The 21,264-nt window shown below is 42.1% G+C and carries 20 protein-coding genes; 3 read left to right on the top strand and 17 right to left on the bottom strand.

Annotated elements, in window-relative coordinates; all coding sequences use genetic code 11:
• The first annotated feature begins 94 nt into the window (after window positions 1-94).
• Genes V7D18_RS09130 through V7D18_RS09120 form a run of 3 tightly spaced genes read left to right on the top strand, consistent with a single transcriptional unit; the run spans window position 95 to window position 2,160 of the window.
• On the top strand, window positions 95-688 hold the full coding sequence (locus V7D18_RS09130) for a TVP38/TMEM64 family protein (RefSeq protein WP_426153581.1): 594 nt from the start codon (window positions 95-97) through the stop codon (window positions 686-688).
• Window positions 689-709: 21 nt separating this feature from the next.
• On the top strand, window positions 710-1,339 hold the full coding sequence (locus V7D18_RS09125) for a CDP-alcohol phosphatidyltransferase family protein (protein ID WP_426153579.1): 630 nt from the start codon (window positions 710-712) through the stop codon (window positions 1,337-1,339).
• On the top strand, window positions 1,336-2,160 hold the full coding sequence (locus V7D18_RS09120) for a phosphatidylserine decarboxylase (RefSeq protein WP_426153578.1): 825 nt from the start codon (window positions 1,336-1,338) through the stop codon (window positions 2,158-2,160). The genes V7D18_RS09125 and V7D18_RS09120 overlap by 4 nt, the downstream gene beginning before the upstream one ends.
• 51 nt (window positions 2,161-2,211) lie before the next feature.
• Here V7D18_RS09120 and V7D18_RS09115 read toward each other — a convergent pair whose 3' ends face one another.
• From V7D18_RS09115 to V7D18_RS09035, 17 genes are all read right to left on the bottom strand, one after another.
• Window positions 2,212-2,703, bottom strand: a complete 492-nt coding sequence (locus tag V7D18_RS09115) for a DUF4367 domain-containing protein (protein ID WP_426153576.1) — start codon at window positions 2,701-2,703, stop codon at window positions 2,212-2,214.
• Between the two features lie 34 nt (window positions 2,704-2,737).
• A complete protein-coding gene (locus V7D18_RS09110) occupies window positions 2,738-3,418 on the bottom strand; it encodes a hypothetical protein (RefSeq protein WP_426153574.1) in 681 nt (226 codons plus the stop codon).
• A gap of 166 nt (window positions 3,419-3,584) precedes the next feature.
• Complete coding sequence (locus tag V7D18_RS09105; RefSeq protein WP_426153572.1) at window positions 3,585-4,970, bottom strand: family 43 glycosylhydrolase; 1,386 nt, start codon at window positions 4,968-4,970, stop codon at window positions 3,585-3,587.
• A gap of 29 nt (window positions 4,971-4,999) precedes the next feature.
• Window positions 5,000-6,514 (bottom strand): carboxylesterase/lipase family protein, encoded by a 1,515-nt coding sequence (locus V7D18_RS09100; RefSeq protein ID WP_426153571.1) that lies wholly within the window; start codon window positions 6,512-6,514, stop codon window positions 5,000-5,002.
• A 20-nt stretch (window positions 6,515-6,534) separates the two neighbouring features.
• Window positions 6,535-8,487: a right-handed parallel beta-helix repeat-containing protein gene (locus tag V7D18_RS09095; RefSeq protein WP_426153569.1), complete on the bottom strand. Its 1,953-nt coding sequence runs from the start codon at window positions 8,485-8,487 to the stop codon at window positions 6,535-6,537.
• A 28-nt stretch (window positions 8,488-8,515) separates the two neighbouring features.
• A complete protein-coding gene (locus V7D18_RS09090; RefSeq protein WP_426153567.1) occupies window positions 8,516-10,246 on the bottom strand; it encodes a sugar ABC transporter substrate-binding protein in 1,731 nt (576 codons plus the stop codon).
• 32 nt (window positions 10,247-10,278) lie between these two features.
• The gene (locus V7D18_RS09085) at window positions 10,279-11,223 is read right to left on the bottom strand and encodes a carbohydrate ABC transporter permease (RefSeq protein ID WP_426153565.1); all 945 of its coding nucleotides are present in this window, start codon (window positions 11,221-11,223) and stop codon (window positions 10,279-10,281) included.
• A complete protein-coding gene (locus V7D18_RS09080; protein WP_426153563.1) occupies window positions 11,223-12,143 on the bottom strand; it encodes an ABC transporter permease subunit in 921 nt (306 codons plus the stop codon). Before V7D18_RS09080 ends, V7D18_RS09085 begins: the two co-directional genes overlap by 1 nt.
• Window positions 12,144-12,468: 325 nt before the next feature.
• Complete coding sequence (locus V7D18_RS09075; protein WP_426153561.1) at window positions 12,469-13,515, bottom strand: LacI family DNA-binding transcriptional regulator; 1,047 nt, start codon at window positions 13,513-13,515, stop codon at window positions 12,469-12,471.
• A gap of 45 nt (window positions 13,516-13,560) precedes the next feature.
• On the bottom strand, window positions 13,561-14,082 hold the full coding sequence (locus V7D18_RS09070) for a DUF1456 family protein (RefSeq protein ID WP_426153559.1): 522 nt from the start codon (window positions 14,080-14,082) through the stop codon (window positions 13,561-13,563).
• A 50-nt stretch (window positions 14,083-14,132) separates the two neighbouring features.
• Complete coding sequence (locus V7D18_RS09065; protein WP_426153557.1) at window positions 14,133-15,584, bottom strand: DEAD/DEAH box helicase; 1,452 nt, start codon at window positions 15,582-15,584, stop codon at window positions 14,133-14,135.
• Between the two features lie 129 nt (window positions 15,585-15,713).
• Entirely contained in the window at window positions 15,714-16,190 is a 477-nt protein-coding gene (locus V7D18_RS09060) for a hypothetical protein (RefSeq protein ID WP_426153555.1), read from the bottom strand.
• Entirely contained in the window at window positions 16,191-16,631 is a 441-nt protein-coding gene (locus tag V7D18_RS09055) for a LytTR family DNA-binding domain-containing protein (RefSeq protein WP_426153554.1), read from the bottom strand.
• A 176-nt stretch (window positions 16,632-16,807) separates the two neighbouring features.
• The gene (locus V7D18_RS09050; protein ID WP_426153552.1) at window positions 16,808-18,544 is read right to left on the bottom strand and encodes an RICIN domain-containing protein; all 1,737 of its coding nucleotides are present in this window, start codon (window positions 18,542-18,544) and stop codon (window positions 16,808-16,810) included.
• Between the two features lie 93 nt (window positions 18,545-18,637).
• Window positions 18,638-19,039, bottom strand: coding sequence for a metal-dependent transcriptional regulator (locus tag V7D18_RS09045; protein WP_426153550.1), 402 nt, complete (start codon window positions 19,037-19,039; stop codon window positions 18,638-18,640).
• A 345-nt stretch (window positions 19,040-19,384) separates the two neighbouring features.
• Entirely contained in the window at window positions 19,385-19,858 is a 474-nt protein-coding gene (locus tag V7D18_RS09040) for a MarR family winged helix-turn-helix transcriptional regulator (RefSeq protein WP_426153548.1), read from the bottom strand.
• A 72-nt stretch (window positions 19,859-19,930) separates the two neighbouring features.
• A complete protein-coding gene (locus tag V7D18_RS09035) occupies window positions 19,931-21,193 on the bottom strand; it encodes a hypothetical protein (protein WP_426153546.1) in 1,263 nt (420 codons plus the stop codon).
• Window positions 21,194-21,264: the final 71 nt, after the last annotated feature.

Below are 21,264 nucleotides of genomic sequence, written 5' to 3'. Positions count from 1 at the left end.
TGATATGCTTCAGAATTGTTAAGAATTATTTCAGGATGGATTAATATTTCCATGCAACAATAGTTGCACAGGAAAGGAGGAAACTATTTCAAACATGGTAAATAACTTTAAATACGACTTTACAATAAAAAGAAAAAAGGTAGTAACTGCGGGATTTCTACTGTTACTGACCGTTGTTTTACTTTTCTTTATAAATGCATATGCACAGGGACAATTTCATTCCCTTGATTCTCTCAGGAATTATATAAAAGGATTTGGAATAATGGCTCCTGCTGTACTTATATTATTACAGGCAGCTCAGGTAGTACTTCCGGTTCTTCCAGGTTTTTTCGGTTGTGCAGTCGGCGCACTTCTCTTTGGCTCCTTCGGGGGTTTTTGGTATAACTACATTGGAATCAGCATCGGCTCCATTATTGCCTTTTTTCTGGCACGACAATTCGGCATCGGTCTGGTCAAAGCCTTATTCACAAATAAACAATATGAAATCTGGTCAGCCAGGCTTGGTGACAGCAAGCGTTTTTCCATTCTATTATTTGCCTCAATCCTCCTTCCGCTGTTCCCAGATGATTTTCTCTGCTATTTTTCCGGACTGACCAATATAAGTTCAAAAAAATTTATATGGATTATTATTTTAGCCAAACCCTGGTGCATTCTGGCCTATAGCCTGATTTTTGCAGAAATCTTATAAATGAAATGGAGAAGGAATCTTATGAACAAACATCTGTTAGGATTTTATAACTATACTGTTATATTGACGTATTCAGGAATGCTGATTGCATTTCTTGGGATAATTTTTTTAATAAACAATATCCAAAAGCCGGCAATCCTATGCCTCATGATTTCCGGCCTTTGTGATATGTTTGACGGCAGCATCGCCGCAACAAAACAGCGGAACCACATGGAAAAGCAATTCGGCATTCAGATAGATTCCCTGAGTGATCTGATCGCCTTTGGAATCCTTCCGGCATTGTTTGTATATTTCATTTTTCCCGGAAGCTTATTAAACATGCTCGCCTCCTGTACTTATACATTGTGTGCTTTGATTCGTCTTGCATATTTTAACGTCGTGGAAGAAAAGCGCCAGAACTCCAGTACAGAAATACGAAGTGAATATGATGGACTTCCTGTCACAAGCGTCGCTCTGATTCTTCCCGTAGTGTACATACTTCAAAAAATATGTCCCGGGCTGGCACCCGGTATCTTTACAGCTCTGTTGTTTATTATGGCAGTATTATTTATATCCCCTGTTAAAATAAAAAAGCCTGAAATGAAGGGGAAAATTGGATTAATGGCTGCTGGAATAATTATTTTAAAAATGCTGCTGGAGGTACCAGGATGAAAGAATCACTTTACATACGATTTCTTTACGAAACAGCATTGGGACGCTGCTTTCTCAAATGGCTGACGCAGCCTGGTTTTTCCAGACTGGCAGCCAGATATTTAAATTCACCGGCATCCGGATGGCTGGTTCCACTATATATCAAAAAACATCATATACCGGCAGAAAACTGTGAATATCAGAATTATCCCAGCTTTAATAGTTTTTTTACCAGAAAGAGAAACATTCTGCCACAGGATATTGAGCAGGCGGCTTTCCGGTTTGTAAGCCCCTGTGACGGCTTCCTAAGCGTTTATCCCATCCAGACAGAAATAACATTCCGGATTAAGAATATATGCTATTCCATCGAACAATTACTTCAAAATCAGAAACTGGCCGCTGAATATCAGAATGGCACCTGTCTGATTTTTCGTCTGGCTCCTCAAAATTATCATAGATACTGCTATATAGATCATGGTCTGGCAGTGAAACAGGTATCCATACCCGGTATTCTTCACTGCGTGCGGCCCATAGCTTTAAACACTTACCCTGTATACATTCAAAATTCCAGGGAGTATACAATTATTAATACGAAGAACTTTGATACTGTTATACAAATGGAAATCGGAGCGCTCATTGTCGGAAAAATTCGCAATCACAATAACCATATCTATACAGAACGCGGCGCTGAAAAAGGATATTTTGAATTTGGAGGATCAACAATTATTATTCTTCTTAAAAGGGGAATCATTCAAATGGATGAACGTATCATTGAAAATATGAAAAAAGGAATAGAAACAACTGTTAAATACGGTGAGTGTATTGCATTGAAGCAACAGTGAATCTATTACGCAGTTCTCATATCAGCCATAACATAACAATAATGCATTTAATTACCTGATGCTATCGATCATACTGACTATAACATTTTTATCAAGACCGGTTTCCCCCGGGTTTGCCGTGATTGAAAATGCATGTTTCCCATTGGTCCAGACAGCATTGCTCACTTTACCGTCATTTCCCCTGATCAAGACTTTCAAGTCTCCGGTCATTATTGTATTCTTTTCTTTGTATTGGTTATAATCACCGCTGATGTCACCGTTTCCTTCACTGTCTTTCCCCTGACGGAATGTAATTTCATTCTCACCATCTTTATAAATAATCTGTACAAGATCGTCCTTAATTGCCTGTATGATGCTCTGAGTATAGCCTTCCGGGATTTTATCCGGGGCTGTAACATGAAAACCTGCGATTTTTTCTGCATCTTCTATTGTTTTGCAATCTTCTAAGGGGTTGGGCATCTGGACTTTTGCTGATTGTTTTGAGCACGCGGTAAATGATAAAGCCAAAACTGCACTTAACATAATAGCAACTAATTTCTTCATAATAAATTCTACCTTTCTTTTCCGGGACTTTTAATTAATCTATGAGAGAATAGATCTGGATACTTGCCACTTTCTTATTCTTTATGTGAAAGTTCATTACATTTGTATAATCTTTTTCCTCAATGCGGAAATCGTCTTCCCCGTTACTTATTTCTCCACCCGGTAAATTGCCTTTCGGATAAGTTTCTTTCAACGTTTCAAAGCTGTCTCCCACCTTAACGTTTCTCACAGTCATATATTGGGGGCTGGTTATTTCAATCTGATAAATATAGAACTTGTTATCTTCCGCTGCATTAATTGTTTTAATAACAAGTCCGGGATAAAGGTACTGCTTTTCTGTCTTTCCTGTCAGCTGGTCCATGTTTAATCCATCAGAAGAAGAATATGTGTGAGTTTTAATATTTTCTGCTTTTCCAAGCATGCCTTCAATCTTTTGGTCATCTGTTATGTCTAAAAGAGTAATTGTATTTTCCTTGTAAATGAACCCCAGTTCCTTTAAAGTTTCCTCTGTTGTATTTTGTGAATCGCTCATAGCAGTGGTCTCTGCTGCAGCAGAGGAAGCTGCTGCTGTTACGACTTCAGTACTAACTGACACATTCGTCGGAGCAGTTGTCTGATCCGGTGATTTTATCCTGTTTTTCCCACAGCCAGCGGATGCACCCACACAGAATACCAAAAAACCGGTTACAATTGAAATTTTTTTAAATGCTTTCATCGCTACTCCTTTCAATCAGTTAAGTCTCTTTATTCCTCTTATTGTACCCGATATTTCTGTTAATTAGCAATTGTTTTGTATTAACGGCTTATCAGCAGAAAAAACTGCTGCAGTTGAGTAATTCCTGCCTGCAGCAGTTTTTAATCATTTAACATATGAAACTCATTTACTCCAGCGAGAAGGATAATAAACTTGCATCCCCATTACCCCTGTAAGTCAGATAGATGGCCTGCTTCCCATTTTCCATCTCCAAATCAGCTGAGCAGCTCTCCCATACATTGGTATACTGTATCTGGATTTTAGCAAGTACTTCCCCGTCCCATGCATTTTTCACTTCAAAATACCCGGCTGCATAACCTCTCGTAGTAATTGTTATACGTTTTATATCCTCACATTTAAAATATTTAAATCCGGCAGTAACCCCATCTGTTATATGGGCAATATATCCCGGCTCTTCATCTCCATCTCTTCCATCCTGCATGATCCTGGGAATAAGCACTTCCGGGTTTTGTTCCGTCTGAAACAAATTACAGGCCAGATAAGCGCTATATTCACCTTTTCCTGGCAAAAGACCTCCCATCCCGCTGGTTGTGATCTCCACCTGGGGAATCGTTCCATCTTCCAGAATCGAGACAGGTTCCGCGCAGCCCTGACGGCTGAACCAGGTTCCATTGGTGTGCCTGTGATAGAAAATATACCATTTTCCCAGAATCTCTACCAGACTTCCGTGATTATTGGCAGCAAAAGCCGTATGCATCCCGGCTGGCTTATAAGTATCAATTCCCTCATCACAATTGCTGACAATGACTCCTCCATAGGTGAATCCGCCCACCGGACTGTCACTGACTGCATAGCACAGTTCATGCATGGCTACAGAGGAATAGATGAAATAATAGGTACTGCCCTTTTTCCTGATAGATGGTGCTTCAAAGAACTCATGCCCTTCAAAACCAGTGCCTGCGCTATAAGGCTTACTGGGTGCAATCACAACCGGTTCTTCTAAAATGGTTACCATGTCATCTGCAAGCACCGTCACCATGGCCCCGATTCTGGTTTCATCCTGGGGACCGCAGAAACCGCAGTAGAGATAGATTTTGTTATCCTCTCTTAAAACTCCTGGGTCAAACTGGGGCTGGTCGCCCGGCCTCTCTCCCAGACGCCCCCCGTCCTTATCCCGGACATATCCATAAAACTCATATCTTCCTGCCGGGGTGTCGCAAACTGCAACCGATACCACCGGCACCTTATCAAGGACATAGTAAAGATAATATCTTCCATCGGACCCCCTTACCACATCCGGTGCATAAAGACACATCTTCCCATCCTTGTTCATAGGGTCACTGGTTTTTGGATAAATCACACCCTCATACCGCCAGTTTCCAAGATCATCTGCCGGTGCTGACCAGCAGACGTAATCTCCCAGGCAGAAAACATAACCATTAAAAAGGTCATGGGAACCATATACGTAAACTCTGTCCCCAAACACATATGGTTCTCCGTCAGGGATATATTCCCATGAAGGTAAATAGGGATTTACTGCATATTTTTTCATCTTTTCTCCATTCCGGCAATCACCTGCTGTTACTTAAATTTCTCTTTCAGACTGTTTAATAAAAACGCCATCAGTTCCTGTTCCTTCTGCTGATTCATACCAGTTTTCTCTGTGGAAAACAACATTCCGTCCGGATGTTCTTCCGTAAACGGATGCCACACCGGCATTGGATTTCCATTTGCGTCTACTCCGTTTGGATCGCCTGTCTTCACAAAATTTGTCCAGTAATTTGCCATCTGTCTCGCCAGATCGTAATGCTTTCCTTCAAACGGACGCCAGCATTTTGCCAATGTCTCAAAAAAGAACCATAAATCCACGGAATGAAAGTTCCCCGGATGATCCCAGCCGGGAATATCCGCATCAAAGGTATAGTAATAGCAATTAACCGGGTTGTTTTGCCGGGCATTTTCGTGAAACAATCCTCTTACAGCAAACTCTATGCTGCTTACGGAACCGGCATTCCCATCTGTATCCCGTAATTCGTTTCCCAGCAGCCGGAGAAACTCCTCCTCCTGTCCGGGAAAGAGCGTCTTTACCTTTTCCTTCAGTTCCTCATGGGAATCTGCATGGATGGAATCAAAAAATTCATCTGAGGTATTCCCCCCCATTACGGGAACCATGGCTCTTTTATTTTCCATAAAGAGCTGAAAAGAATTTCCAAAACAGAATTTTTCATCAATAACAGTTCCCATGAATCCGCCAAACTGCTCATATTTTTCATGCAGCAGCTTCCCGTCCATTGCTCTGGCCTGGGTAAGGTCCTTTGCTCCGATAAATTCAAAGAACTTTTCGCCTGTTTTTTCTGCATCAGCCAGTGTGTGGCTGAACGGATCCGGATTCTTGTCGTATGGGCGGCAGAAAACTCCGCTTAACACGATTGCTTTTTGAAACAGGCCTTCACTTCTTTTAGTAGTCAGATGCGTCATAACACTGCCGCCGCCTGCGGACTGTCCTGCTATGGTTATATTTTGCGGATCACCGCCAAATGCTTCAATGTTTCTGATCACCCATTTCAAACCCGCAAGCTGGTCCAGATGACCGAAATTGGCCGGAGCATCCGGCTGACTGGCGGTCAGCTCCGGATGTGAAAGGAAGCCAAACAAATTCACCCGGTAATTGACAGAAACCACAATGATCCCTCTTCGTGCCAGTCTTTCTCCGTCAAATTCCATTTCAGCGGTATATCCGCATTGCAGCCCGCCTCCAAAATACCATACCAGAACAGGGCGTTTTTCATCCGCCTTCTTTGCTCCTGTCCAGACATTTAAATAAAGGCAGTCCTCACTCATTGCTATCTCCGGGTCCACATGCCATTCCCTGTCATAGATATTATCTCCCAGCCCCGGCACTCCCTGCATGGATATGGGACCAAACCGGTAACAGTCACGAACTCCATCCCAGTTTTCACATGGTTTCGGCTCACGCCATCTGTTTTCCCCCACAGGCGGTGCTGCAAATGGAATTCCCTTAAATGCAGTAATTCTGGGATCGGCTGCCTCAATTCCTCTCACCAGACCATTTTCCGTTTTTACTATACGAATCATGATAGCCTCCCTTCCTGGCTTTACATTTTTCTTGGATCAATATGATAGACTCTGCCGGATACCAGTTCTTCAAACGGCCCAGGCTTGCAATGATCGCTTCCAAGAAGCGTTCCGAAGAAATCACTGGAAACCAGCAGATCTTTCTTTACCGTTTTAATATCCTCCGGCTTCATCACGTAATGATGCCGTTCTCTTCCTCTCATCGTATCCCATGGATATTGATCCAAAGAACGGAACTTAAGCGTATACTGCTCCGTATCCAGATCAATCTGAAAGACTCCCTCCTGCCCCTCTTTATCAAATCCATAAAATTCCTGCCATGCAGGAAGATCAAGGCAGCAAGGGGGAGCCGGATATAGAATTCTCAAATACCCCCCGTTCATGGAAACGTAAAGATTGCCTTCTGCCTGGTTTTTCTCAGTGGGCATTTTGATTGCTGCTTCCCCGCATTCATAAAATATATTGTTCATGAAGCGGGCATCTCTTGATGTACCTCCCCTGAGATTTCCATGCATGCGAAATGCAACCGGCTTTGCAAAATATCCGGCACTTCTGCATTTTGCGATTAAATTATTGGCGATGTATAAATGGTCGGTTCCTTCGGCATAAATTGCATATCCATTTACAATTCCGTCCTCTTCCATCTTATACCATCCGGAAGAACCAGTCTCCTTCGGGACACTTCCTGCATCAAATCTGCCTTCCACATTCCAGAAAATATTATTATCGATTAAATTAATACCATCTCTGGTGCATTCAATGAAAACAGCTTCCCGCTGTTCTATTCCGTCCAAAAACAGATTCTGTGTAATCCGGTTATTTTCATTGCTGCAGTCCAGCCACAAATGGTCAGCCCGGAATGTCTTAGTGAAAATGTTTCTTCTGATCAGACTGTTTCTGCAATTATGTATTTTCATGCCTCCGGCTTCCCAGGACAGTTCCATCCGCTGCCAGCCTGTGCCCTCGATCAGATTGTCTTCTATTAAAAGATCCTGGGCAAATAATCCAGCTATGCCGCATACTCCTGCATTCTTAATCCGGCAGCGGCGGATTATGGTGTTTCCGATGATCTGATCCTCCGGCACGCAGTGATGCCAGCATTCGTTCCCAATATCAATACCCACACCATTTGCCCAATCCACTTCACAGTCTTCAATAATCCAGTGATGGCCCCTGTAACAGGAGATGGAACCTCTCTGGGGAACCGGCGCACCGGTGGCCGCATGTGCACAGGTGATCCCCTTTACTTTTATATAGGATAAAAAGGGAATCTCCGGTGCAAAGCATTGTTCCCGGCATGTAACCTCAATAAGATGTTTTCCCGGGTCATCATCACCTCTTAACCGAAAATGGACAGTCTGGCCATTGGCTTCCACCCAATACGTATTCTCCTGTGTGCCCAGCTGTTGATAAAGCGACACCTGCACCAGAGGCTTTCCGTCGCTAAATACCATTCCCCGTCTGTTTAAATACGTGGTCATATCGGTTTTATCGTATTCCAGAAACAATCTGTCATGAAGAATATTTACTGCGCAGAATGGATTATACCCTTTAAAATCTTCCGGGTTCAGTTTCAATTCCCAGATAGAAATTCCTTCCGATAAAGCGTCAGAGGAAAAATGGTTCAGTCTCCAGCCCTGGCTGGGAGTAAAATTTTTCACCTCAACAGAAGCTTTAATACATACCGGTTCCTTCTGCCAGGCTTCATAGCAGATCATCTGATCCGGACCGGTACCGCCCATGGCAGGGCGTACACACTCCCTGTACACACCGCCATGGATCCATACCCTGGTTCCCGGAACTGCAGCTGCAGCTGCTTCATTAATCGTCTGAAAGGGCTTTTGGATACTTCCGTCACGCTCTCCCGGCGCTCCCCCCTGATTGCAGTCGACATGCAGTTCCTGCTCATATCTTTGTTCCTGCTCCCAGAATGCGAAGCTTCTGCCCTCCGGAAGTATTGACGTTATATCCATGATTTTCCCTCTCCTGTAAGTCCTTTTTCTATTGTTTTACAGCCAGTTTGGCATCCAGCTCAATCTGGTACTTTTCCTTGTCAAATTTGGACAGCTCCTGAAAGCCCATTCCATCCATCTGTGTACACATCTCACTCCACAGGGAATCAAACTCTGCATCATCTTTAGCATAAATCATTCTCCAGGAATAATCACTGAACAGATCGCTGCACTGATTGCGGATTATGGATATATCCGCCGGATCGCTGGGAAGGGATACGCTTACATTGGGGCTGATTAACAGGATGTTATTCTTCTTCATATAATCGACTGGTTCCGCTGCACCGAACTTCGCCGCCCAGTCTTTTTTCATCTGTGTCATTGTGGCTGCCTTATAAGTGCTCCAATAATCTTTGTTATAGGGTTCTCCTGTATCCGGATCTGTACTGATGGCATCCAGCATCCATTGATTGATTGCATTATTCCCGTCATTGAATCCGCCGCCGCCAAATTCATCCGGTACAGTGACATTATCCATTAAAGCATTGTCGTTGATATATGTATATTTTCCGTCACTGCCTACGGTATAGTTAAATCCTTTTAATCCGATGTGCTGATAGGTCAAGCCCTCGGGACTTGCATACCAATCCAAAAAATCCATAATTCTCTTATATTTTGCACCATCTACCTGAGAACCGACGGCAAAAACACGTCCGCTGCCATAATAGGTATCTGCATCTGCATAATAGATCTGATCCTTAACCGGCGTATAAATAAATGCTGTGCCATCCTTTAACCGATCCTGTGTATTCCAGAAACCCACCTGCCAGTTATACCACATTAAGTACACTCTGCCGGTCTTCATCTTATCGCAGGCCGTATTCCAGTCCTGGGTACCGGAATCAGGATCTACAATTCCTCTTCTGTTTGCATCATTTAAGAAATGAAGCATCTTATAATAAGCACCATCTTTGCTGTTTACGGGAATAAATGTGTTATCCGGCTTTAAAATATTGGAGCCCTTGATTATTTCCCCATACCAGGTTGTCAGCTGTGTGACATTGGCTATGCCTAACATTCCGTCTCCGCCATCCCAGTCAGACCACAAAGACAGGGGGTAAGCCGGATCACCGGCTTTGTTGGTGGGGTGTGCCTTCATCATTTTTTCCAGAACATCTAACAGATCATCCGTATTCTTGATATCCGGGCAACCCAGCTCCGAGTAGAGATCCCATCTTAAAAGCGGACTGGACTTAATTACATCCTGAGAGTATGCGGTGGGTGAAGTATTGGTCATCTGGCATGGAATTCCATAGATTTTTCCATCCTTATTTTCTGGCAAAGCCTTATTTAATACGGTAATCTGATCCTGATAGGTCATTAAATTGGGGTAATTTTTGATATCATCCGTGATATCCTTAATTAAACCTGCTTTTACACAGTCCGTAAAATCCGTGCGCTCCAGCAGCACGATATCTCCTAAATTTCCTGTACTGCAGCGGGTCTGGTAAATCCCGTTCCCGGCAACCTGCGGCGAAATCATGTTCAGTTCAATGTTAAACTTATCCTTCACCACCTTTGCAAACCACCCGGCCTGAGTCCCCTGATAATTTGCCGCAACATCATAAATATCATATGTCATCGGTTCGTCATAGTTTCCTGTACCGGCGGCTGTTGCCGCTGTTGTCGCTTTGGTTGCCGCAGGACTTGCGCATCCTGCCACCATAACTGCCGCCATAGCTGCTGACAGCACCTTAAAAACTCTCCTTTTTACTCTCATACACTGCTCCCTTCTTTTCTATGCAATTGTTATTATCCTTTCACAGCACCAATCATGATCCCTTTTACGAAAAATCTCTGGAATATGGGGTAAATCAATATGATCGGTGCCACAACTACTATCGTAACGGTCATACGGATGGAGGTCGCCGTCTGGGAATGTGCCAGACTTGCCGCCATCTGTGCTGAGGAGGTGCTGCTATTGGCAAGTGATTTTAAAGAACTTGCCTGATTGATGTACTGATAAAGGGTAAACTGCAGAGTGTACAGCCGGTTATCCGTTACCAGAAGCAGCGTATCCTGAAACGCATTCCATTGCGCTACAGCCGTAAAGATTGCGACTGTGGCAAGGATTGGTTTAATTAAAGGAGTAATAATCTGAAAGAATATCTTAAGAGTACCGGCCCCGTCAATTTCCGCCGCATCCTGCAATTCCCCCGGAATGGACTCAACGAACGTCTTGCACAGAACAATATAAAAGGGAGATACCGCAACCGGCAAAATATATCCCCAGAAATTATTGGTCAGATGAAGATTCCGCATTGTGATGTACCAGGGAATAATACCTGCATTAAAATACATGGTCGCCACCACAAAACGATACCAGAATTTCCTCTTCCACATGGATTCCTTTGTAAACATATATCCAAGAAAAGCAGCGATAAATACAGTGACCACTGTCCCGATCACCGTCCTGGCAACAGAGATCTTAAGAGCTGAAAACAGTCCGGGAATCTTAAGAACGGAAGCATAATTGTTAAAATGGATTCCAACGGGCCATAGAAGAATTTTCCCTCTTTCGCTTAAATCATTGGCACTGATGGTATTAATGAATATGTAGTAGAACGGATAAACGCAAATGAATGTAAAAAATAAATAGACAATACAGGTAATTGTATCAATCACATAATCTTCAAAGCTTTGTTTTCTTTTATGCTTATTCACATTATCTCTCATTGCTTCCCCTTTCTGCCTCATTATACAAACCCTTCCCCTCTGACCATTTTGGATATCTGGTTTGTCGCACATAACAGCAATACGCTTACGATACTCTTAAACATACTGATGGCAGTTGACAGGGAATATCCCCCGCTACCCATTGCGATGTTGTAAACATACAAATCCAATACCTGAATATAATCCTTATTGAAAGCATTCTGAAAAACGAAGTACTGCTCCATTCCGTTTGTCAGGAAATTAGCGAGATTGAGCATCACCAGCACAAAAAATGTGGGAATCAAACCAGGGATTGTGATATGCCTGATCACCTGCATTCGTGTGGCCCCATCCACTCTGGCTGCTTCTTTGAGCTGTTCATCGATTCCGGATATGGCCGCTATATACATAATCGCAGCCCAGCCGGCATTCTTCCATGTAAGCCACAGCCACATTTTAAACCATATATGATTTGCAGACTGGAGATAAAGCTGGGGAGTATTTATAATTCCCAGATTCATTAGTAAACTGTTTACCACACCGGTACTGCAGAATACGCAGTATGCTATGGAATACACCAGAACCCAGCTGATGAAATTCGGTAATGTAGTGGCGGTCTGTACAAAAACTTTAAATGGCTTCCATTTGATTTCATTTAAAAAGACCGCAAAAATCATGGGAAACCAGGAAAATATCAGGCTGAGCCCGCTGATCGCAAAGGTATTTCTTAAAACGGCCAGCAGCTGCTTTAACTTCACATCATTGGTAAAGAGTGACGAAAACCATTTGAGCCCCACGAACTGATCCATGCGAAGCGGAAACGGCGGCTTATAATCAAAAAATGCATAGACCCAGCCGTATAGCGGATAATACGAAAACACAGCAACTAAAAGCAGAAATGGTAACACATACATAAACTCTCTGAATGCCCTTGCCTTTTTCCTGTCAGTAAACATTCTCATGAAAACCATCCTTTCCTGTTCTTACAGTTTCACGACATTTTAAGGATACGTATCCCCTTTTGTAAATCGTTTTACCTATTAATTGGAATTATATTCCAGTATGTGAATATAGTCAATAAATATCAGGTTTAAATTGTATCATTTGTATATTTTAAACAAGTTTTATTCTTTAATATTATACTTTATTACTATGTTTTTTTCTTTTTGTTTATGTATAAATCGTTTTACACAACCATTCGTTTTACAAAGTAACAGGGATAAATTCAAAAACAGATACGGTTTGACAATCTCCGCATCTGTTTTTGAATTTATCCCTGTATTTTTACTACAATAATTTTTTTACTGATTTTCTGATAATAACGGAACATGGCAGTGCAACTTCACCAGACTGGTTTTCTGTCTGTTCTTCGTCCCCGTCTAATGACCGGATCAGTAACTCTGCCGCCTTTTTTCCAATCTCTTTTAAAGGGAGTGCTGCAGTGGTCAGCGAAGGCCGGAAATACTGTGCAATCACCTGATCGTCAAATCCCACCACGGAGATATCCTCCGGGGCCTCCAGTTCATTCTCTTCCAGATAATCATAAACTCCCCCTGCAATCACATCCGATAAACAGAAGATCGCCGTAACATTCTTTTTTATCAGTATTTTTGCACCTTCATAACCGCATTCCCGATCCCAGTTTCCATAACATACCAGGTCCGGATTGTAAAAGATCTGCCTGTCAAACAAAGCTCTCTGATACCCGAGAAGCCGTTTATCCATATGGATGTTGTCTTTCCTGCCTCCGATAATGCCAATCCGTCTGTGTCCCATTTTCAGAAGATATTCCGTCATATCATATCCGCCCTTCTCATCATCGATGACAACGGAAGGGAACTCAGGCGTATGGGTATAGCCGTATGTCATGACTGCGGGTATTTTAAAATCCTCGCCAAAACAGCGCATATTTCTGGCATGGCCAGGTACATAGATGATCCCGTCTACTTTAATTGACAGGAGTTCCTGAATTGCCGGATTTAAGACAGAATCATATTCCTCTTCATCATGATACCATTGTTCATTCCATCTGGCATACAAACGGAGATTCACCATAATTGTTCTGTAATTTTTGGTTTCACAATAAGACATAATGCTTTCAATAATTATGGGAGTGGAAAAAAGTGAAATATCCTCGGCAATAATTCCGATTAATTTAGTCTTTTTCTTACGCAGTCCCTGGGCTATATAATTGGGCTGATAACCGGTTTCCCTTATTACCTGTAATACCTTCTGCCTGGTCTCCTCGCTCACTTTTGGTACCCCATTTAAAATGTTGGATACCGTCGATACGGATACATCACATCTTTTTGCAATTTCCTTTAACGTCACCATGGCTCTTTACCCCTTCAAACAAAAGCTGGCACTTAAATGATCCTGTTATTTCTTCCTGCATCGCTCTGCAAGCCCCTTTAAGAAAACTCTGACATAACGATCCCCGCAGACCTTGTAATTGCGCTGGCCTTCTCTTCTTAACAGAGCACTTAATTCCCCGTTTGACAGTTCCGCTCCTCCGGCTTTAAAAACTGCAAGCATATCATCGCCGGTAAAAGCCAGTGCTATTTTAACCTTTTTAAGAAAAACGTTGTTCACATTCCGGTCGTCGTTTATCATAAAATTTGAATCCCCGGATTCCCCTGGTTTTGGTTCCTTTTTTCCCCGTTTAAAAATAATAAAACCATTTAAAAATGATTCCAGCATATGATTATTACATATCTGATTTCCCGGGGATGGGTTGTCTTTTTTTAACGCAGCCGCATCACTGCTGTCATTGTACTTTAACAGCTCCTGCACATCCGCTTTTGTAAGCGTAACTCCTCCCATTTTAAAAATCTCCGCCATATCACTGTCTTTGATATCCAGTGCATATCTTAATCTCTTCAATATATCGATATTTTCCATAAAAACCCCTTTGTATTTAATTTATATTCATGCTTTACTATAACACGCCATTAATATTTATCCAATGCTTTTGTTACCTTTAATTGTTTTCCATTTACCGTGGTATGGCTCATGGCTTCCAGCACCATTGGACCTTTTCCGTTTAATATTTCCACATAGGTAAGTGTATCCTGAATTGTTATGATTCCGATATCTTCCGCTGACATGCCTTCTAAATTAGACAGGACCCCCACAAAGTTCGTTGCTCTGAGTTTCTTTTTCTTACCGCCGTTAAACCGCAGTTTCATGATCCCTTTGTTTAACTGATCGCTTTTTAACTGTCTGATCTCAGGTGCTGCTTTTATTTTTTTATCAAAAATGAGCCTGGCCTTAAATACCTCAGCTTTCTCATATACTGCCCGCTCCTTAATCTCAAATCCAATGAATGATTCAATCTGCCTGACGAATCGGTCCTGGGAGGGAGTCGCCAGCAAAACCGCCTTCCCTTTGTGACCCGCCCGTCCGGTCCTTCCGGTCCGGTGGACATAGGTTTCCGCCTCAAGAGGAATATCATAGTTAATAACAAGGGATATATCTTCCACATCAATACCCCTTGCCGCCACATCCGTAGCAACCAGGTACCGGTACTGCCCTCTTTTAAACCGGCGTATGGCTGAGATCCGGTCCGCCTGTTCCATACCGCCATGCAGCTTTTGTGGATGGTAATTCATCTGTTTTAACCGCTCCCATACCAGATCCACCCGGTCCTTTGTGCTGCAGAAGATGATGCAGCTGTCAGGATTTTCCATAATTGTAATATCAGTAAGCAGTTCAAATTTATCTTCCTCTGACGTAATAAAAAGGGAGTGATCGATATCCGCTGTCAAATCCTTTTCCTCATGAATATCGATCTGGACTGGCGTCCTGCTCTTATTCAATGACAGATCTTTTATTTCCTGAGGCATCGTGGCAGAAAACAGCATGGTAACCCTGTCCTTAGGAAGCTCTTTTATAATTTCCTCTACCTGGTCAATAAATCCCATATCCAGCATCCGGTCCGCCTCATCTATGACCAGGCAGCTGATCATACTTAAAGGCAGAGTCCCTTTTCTTATATGATCCATCACACGCCCGGGAGTACCCACTGCTACATGGGTTTTTTGCTTTAACTCTGTCTTCTCAATAGCAAACGGATGGCCGCCATAGATTGCTGCTGCTTTTATCCGTTTGAACCGTCCGATGTTGGTAAAGTCCTCTTTCACCTGAACCGCCAGTTCTCTTGTGGGAGTAAGAATCAGTGCCTGGGGTTTGTTTTCCAGCCATTTGATCATCTCACAGATGGGAATTGCATAGGCAGCGGTTTTCCCGCTGCCTGTCTTTGCTTTCACAATAAGGTCTTTTTTTTCTAATGCCAGTGGAATGACACGTTCCTGAACTTCCGTGGGTATATCATAAGCCAAAACACGAAGTGCCTTTTGGATTTCGTTGCTCAAAGAAAAACTGCCGAATTTATTCTGAATCATTTTTGATCCTCTCATTCCGTTAATACGGTGCAGTCATCTGATTTCAAGACTGCATGTGAACATTCTATCATCTCATTGAGCAACTAACAACTTAAACTTCATTCTATTGCCATTTTTCGTACTTAATGATTATGGAATCGGTCTTTCCTTCAGTTTCCTTAAGGCTTCTTCCATATTTCTATTATCTGCTTTCTCTTTTAAATAAGTTATTGCCGTTCCTGATAAAAATAAAATTCCAAATCCAGCTGAAAACAGCACCCAGGGCTGCCACATATTCACCGGAAACCACCCAAAGCTATAAATAAATACAGCAATTACTGCAATAACCGTGATCAGCAGCATAGCCGTGCGGACCGCAATGGAAGCCCTTTTTACAACCACATCATTAAAATATATAAATCTGGCTCCGGTTATCAGTAATGATACAATAAGAAACTGTAACATGGTTTCTGCTGAAAGCCCTTCTCCCCCCAGGGAAAACATACTGGAAATTTCTTTCGCACTATCCCCAATCATAACACATATCACATTTAAAATTACCACAGTGACTCCGAACAGGCAGAAGCCCTGCACCAAAAAATCAAAAATAGTCTTCTTATTTTGCATTTATTTAACCCCCAGTCTCTTTTTAAATTCATCCGCATACTGTCTGGATACAATTAACTGCTCTCCATTTTCCATCGTCACTTTTATCCTTCTGTCAAATTCTGCTTTCAGCGACTTAATGTGTTTTAGATTTACGATACATGATTTTCCTGCTCTGAAAAATCCAAATTGTTCAAATTGTTCTTCCAACTCGTAAAGTTTCATCTCCGTTTCATAAACATTATCTACCGTGTATACAAACGTTTTTTTATCAACCGTCTCAATATAAAGCAGCTCTAAAATATCAAGGAAAAATGTTTCATTTCCTTTTACCGCCACCAGCTGTTTCTCTAATACCTTCAATTTTGAAATAATTTTTTCGATCTCAGGTGTGATGGTACTGCACACAATCGTAATTTCTGTATCCTTCACCGTCTCATTTGTCTGGATTATAATTTTCAAGGCTGCTCCCCCCTTCAAATTTAATATATCAAATTTAAATGTGAGGCACAATATGGCAGGAAGCAAGTTGCCGGTTTCCAGATCCAGCATGCCAGGAAAAAAGCGTGATGCAAAAAAACAACACACGAATGGGCACCCTGTCCAAATATCTTACAGGGTGCCCTATTTTGTTTCTATTATGGCGCAGTAATCTGCCACTGCTGATTATACCCGTTGTTGCTGCTCCACTGAATTACATTTCCGCCATCAGCCACAGAGCCCTTTTCTACATCCAGAAGCTTTCCGCTGTTTACATTTACAAGATTGTAATAGCCATTTCCCAGATCAATTAAGTTCCATCTCTGGTTATTCTGTCCGTTGTCTGTCCACTGGATTACGTCCGCTCCGTCTGATGTGGAGCTCTTATAAACATCCAGAACCTTACCACTTTTTGTATTGCTCAGCTTATACCCATTTCCTGTATCTGTCAGAATCCATTTCTGATTGTTCTGACCGCTATAGCCCCACTGAATCACATCCGCGCCGTCCGCGGTGGACCCGTTGGTAACATCCAGAGCTTTGCCGCTGCCCCTGTTGATCAGTTTATAAGATTCACCGGAAACAATCCCCGTATCTGTTCCTGTGCCGGGAGTAATATAGATGCGGTAACCGGAACTATTGTTGCATCCGGATAAATTCACGGAAATCTGTCCGTTTACAACAGGATAATTGGAAGAGGACAGAACTACCGGTCCTCTGGATACGGTATCTTTGCTGACCCAGTCGATCTTTTCCACTTTTACTGAAGCGGTGGAACCGATAAAGGAAGGAATATTTTTGAAGGTTGTACTAACAGTCCCGTCATTTGGTCCTCCAAAAATAAAGCTTACATATTTCGCATTGGAATCTACGCAGGCTGCACCATCTATCAGATCGCTGTCATCGCCTGGCGGAGTAACAAAAACCATATTTCCAGTCATATCTCCATACCATTTATAGAAATACCAGCCTGCACCTTTTTCCGTATTGGTTGCAAGAAGACTGCCAAGCCTTCCGGGAGTCGGTACAAACCACCAGGTGATACAGGCGCTTTCCACCTTATGGCGTTCGAATTTTGCAATAAAGCGGGCGGACGATCCCGGCTGACCTTCCAGATCATGATCGGGGTCACAGTATTCATTGATACTGATTGGCAGCGGATTAATTCCCAGGGAAACCTCCAGAGCCCGATAGGTTCTAAGGTTGGGGGCAATTGTCTTCGGTCCCCCTGACAGCTCATGCCAGCTCATGATATCCGGCAGACAGTGATTGGCTTTACAAAAAGTAAGAAAATCCTTCATGCGGGAATTGTTATAATAGCTCTCACATGGCCCTATGATTTTAGCGCCTGGATCATTGGCACGGATCACATCATAGGTCTGTTTCCACATATCGTTAAAACTGCCGTTGGACGAATTCCAGGTTCCCCCAGGCTCGTTCCAGATTTCATAACCATAATAATTATTACGGCCTGATGCTTTCTTATCGTTAATAAAAGATTTTACCTGATTCAGCCAGCTGGACATTCCCGGCCAGCGGTACGGCCAGCCCGGCAGCATATCTGCTAAATCTATGGATACTCTTGCACTGGGAACAGACGCCAGCTTCTGGGAAACCAGAATCGCATCTCCAAACGGATGCTGATTTCCGCTGCCGCCCCTGGCAGGATTTCTCAAAACGTAGGGCTTTAAGGGTGCTACAAGACCGTTTACATCAGCCGGAATACTCTCTGTCATTCCATACAGAGAGCCATTGGCACAATGGGTCACTTCTCTGAGTACATTGGCACAATCTACTGTCATTGCATTTGCCGCCAGCGCGGGAATCTCCGGCACCATGGAGAGCACCAGAATAATGCTGAGTGCAAAGGCCAGCACTCTTTTCACTTTCAACATACATAATCCTCCTCAATCATTTTGTTTGAATGCATTCGTCTTATAGAAAGTGAAATTGACTGAAAATGTAAACAGCAGTCTTTCAGAAACAATTTATTTTATCCCACTACAATATTTTTCTAAAGCCAAAACAGTCTCGTCACTGATAAAATGCTCTATTTTGCAGGCATCTTTACTGGCTGTCTCCTCATTAACATTACAGCAGCTAACTAAGAATTGTTTCAGCACCTGAAACTTTGCTGTAATCATTTTACCCTGTGTACGCCCTTCATCTGTGAGATGGATTTCACCGCCCAGCGGCTTCACCACCAGCCCTTTCTCCTGCAATATTGTTATGGCATTATTTACACTTGGTTTGGAAACCCCTAAATAAGCAGCCAGATCAATGGAACGTACTGCCTGTTCCTTTTCTGATAACCGGAAAATAGCCTTTAAGTATTCCTCCTTTGACGGGCTGAGTTTTTTCTCTGAACTATAATGCATATTCTGGTACATCGCTTATCCTCCTGCTGTTCCTGTAAAATGTGTATGGTTACCATACTCTATGATACAACTTTTATTCATCGCGCCTTTTTAATTCTTTTTTATAATCAATATAATTCATTGGGGGAAACATTGGGAATTCATATGAATTAAAATAAAAAGGCTGGTACGAAGTAAATGCATGAAAGATGTTCTGTAAAGCTCTTTCATCCGCTGCAAATTTTTGTTTATACCTTCGCTCCTCCAATTCACTGGCGCCAGGTTTCTTATTTGGTTTTAATATTTTCTTTTTTATGTTAGTACCTCCTAACTCAAATACGCAGAATGTGTATGGTTACCATACACTATGGTAAAATTTTATTCCTCGAAGTTATCCTTAAAAACTTTGATTTTACTAATCAGGGACGTTAAAAAATCTGATAAAAATTCTAAATCGTGTTCGGAAGCATCTTCCAGCTGTTCCTCAACCATATTGTTTAAGACAGTATGGTAATGTAAATGATTGCTATGAGCCTTTTTTCCCTTTTCCGTCAGATACAACGAATATCTGGACAAATTAAGATCATCGACTTCTTTTATAATCAGAGCCTTTCTCTCCAGCTTTTTGAGAATTTCGGAAACAGCTCCTTTTGTTACCCCCAGGATATCGGCCAATCCACCTACATGGATGCCGGGATTCTCGGCAATAGCCATTATTACATGTATCTCAGAGTGAAAAATCGGCACATCTGTTCCGTAGTAACGAGTCTTCTTATCCAGTTCGAACAAGGCAGATGCGTAATGCAGCGAATCATATGCAATTTTATGTTTGTCATTTATAAATTTATCCATACCACAAGTATATGGTTACTATACGCTTTTGTCAAGTCATTCTATGGTGCCCTTTCCTTCCCTGTATTCCCTTCACACTCCATACAGTTCCAAAACAACTTTATCCAGAAAAACAGATATCTTATCCTGATCAGCCTTTGACCCAAAAAGATTGACACTCAGGGCAGGTTTATTGTCAAAAGTAGAAACGGCAAGCTGAAAATAAGGGCTGTATTTCACGGAACCGGTCATATATGCATTTTTAATTTTCAACTCATCAAAATAAAACCGTTTTTTTTCTATTATCCCAATATTAGTAAAGGCAATGGGTGCATTATTAAAGCTTTTATTCACAATGCTTTCGGCCAGCCTGTAAGGCAATACATCAAACACTTTCTCAAGCATAGTTATGCTTTTCATACAGGCGTTACTGGATTTTTCCTTATTCATGCTATCCCTGACTTTTTCAAGGGTTTCTTCAAACGATATTCCAATATCTGGTCCTATGTCGCAGGTAAGATTGGTACACAGATTACAGATACCCTCTGCTTTATGACCAGGTAAATACTTTCTTAAATCAACCGTGCTGGGAATTGGAAAAGCATAACCAAAAGTTTCATAAAGGGTTCGGATATATGCGGAAAGTATCATATCGTTTATCGTTGCATTATGCCTCCTGGCATATTCCTTCAGTTTCAAAAAAATTTCTTCCGGGATGCTTCTGATCTCTATAAAGGGATTATTTAAATCTCCTTCCAGCTGAAGCCTGGCCGGGTCATGTGCAGACATGTCATTCTTACTAAACAGAATTTTCATTCTGTCTTTCAGGGAAAACATCTGATTGATCTGAGATAATCTCCGGCTTCCTGAGACTGGAGGATGAAAATCAGAATCTTTCTCTATATTGTTATAGATGCTGCTAAGCAGATACAGATAATCTTTGAACCCGGCAGCATCACACAGCATATGATTCATTAATATTACAAGAGTATCTGCCTGTGTATTCCGGATCACACCCAGTTTTATCTGAGGTCCGGTTAACTCATCAACCTCGGAAACAAGGAATTGGTTCACAGCACTATTAACATCTTCCGTCTCAATCAAAGTCAGCATTTCATCCTCAGTATAACTGCAGCTCTCCCAGTATGGCCGTCTTCCGTCTTCGTTAAAACGACATTTGAGCAAAGGGAAAGCCTCAGCTGCCACAGCAAGAGATTTCCACAGGCGACTATAATCTAACTTACTTTCAAACGCTGCCAGAAAATGTAATGTATGATCATTTATCTTTTTCACTTTAAATAAATGCTGTAGGCTGTCCCATGATTCAACTTTATACCGGATATGAGAATCGCTCATTGCCATCACCTCATAATATATGCTTCCAGAAGTCTTCCTATATTTCTATAAATCCATTTTCCTGATTATAC

Origin of the sequence: Lacrimispora sp. 38-1 (assembly GCF_049890855.1) — a bacterium.
Lineage (GTDB): Bacteria > Bacillota > Clostridia > Lachnospirales > Lachnospiraceae > Lacrimispora.
This window is presented reverse-complemented; position numbering and strand designations above follow the sequence as displayed.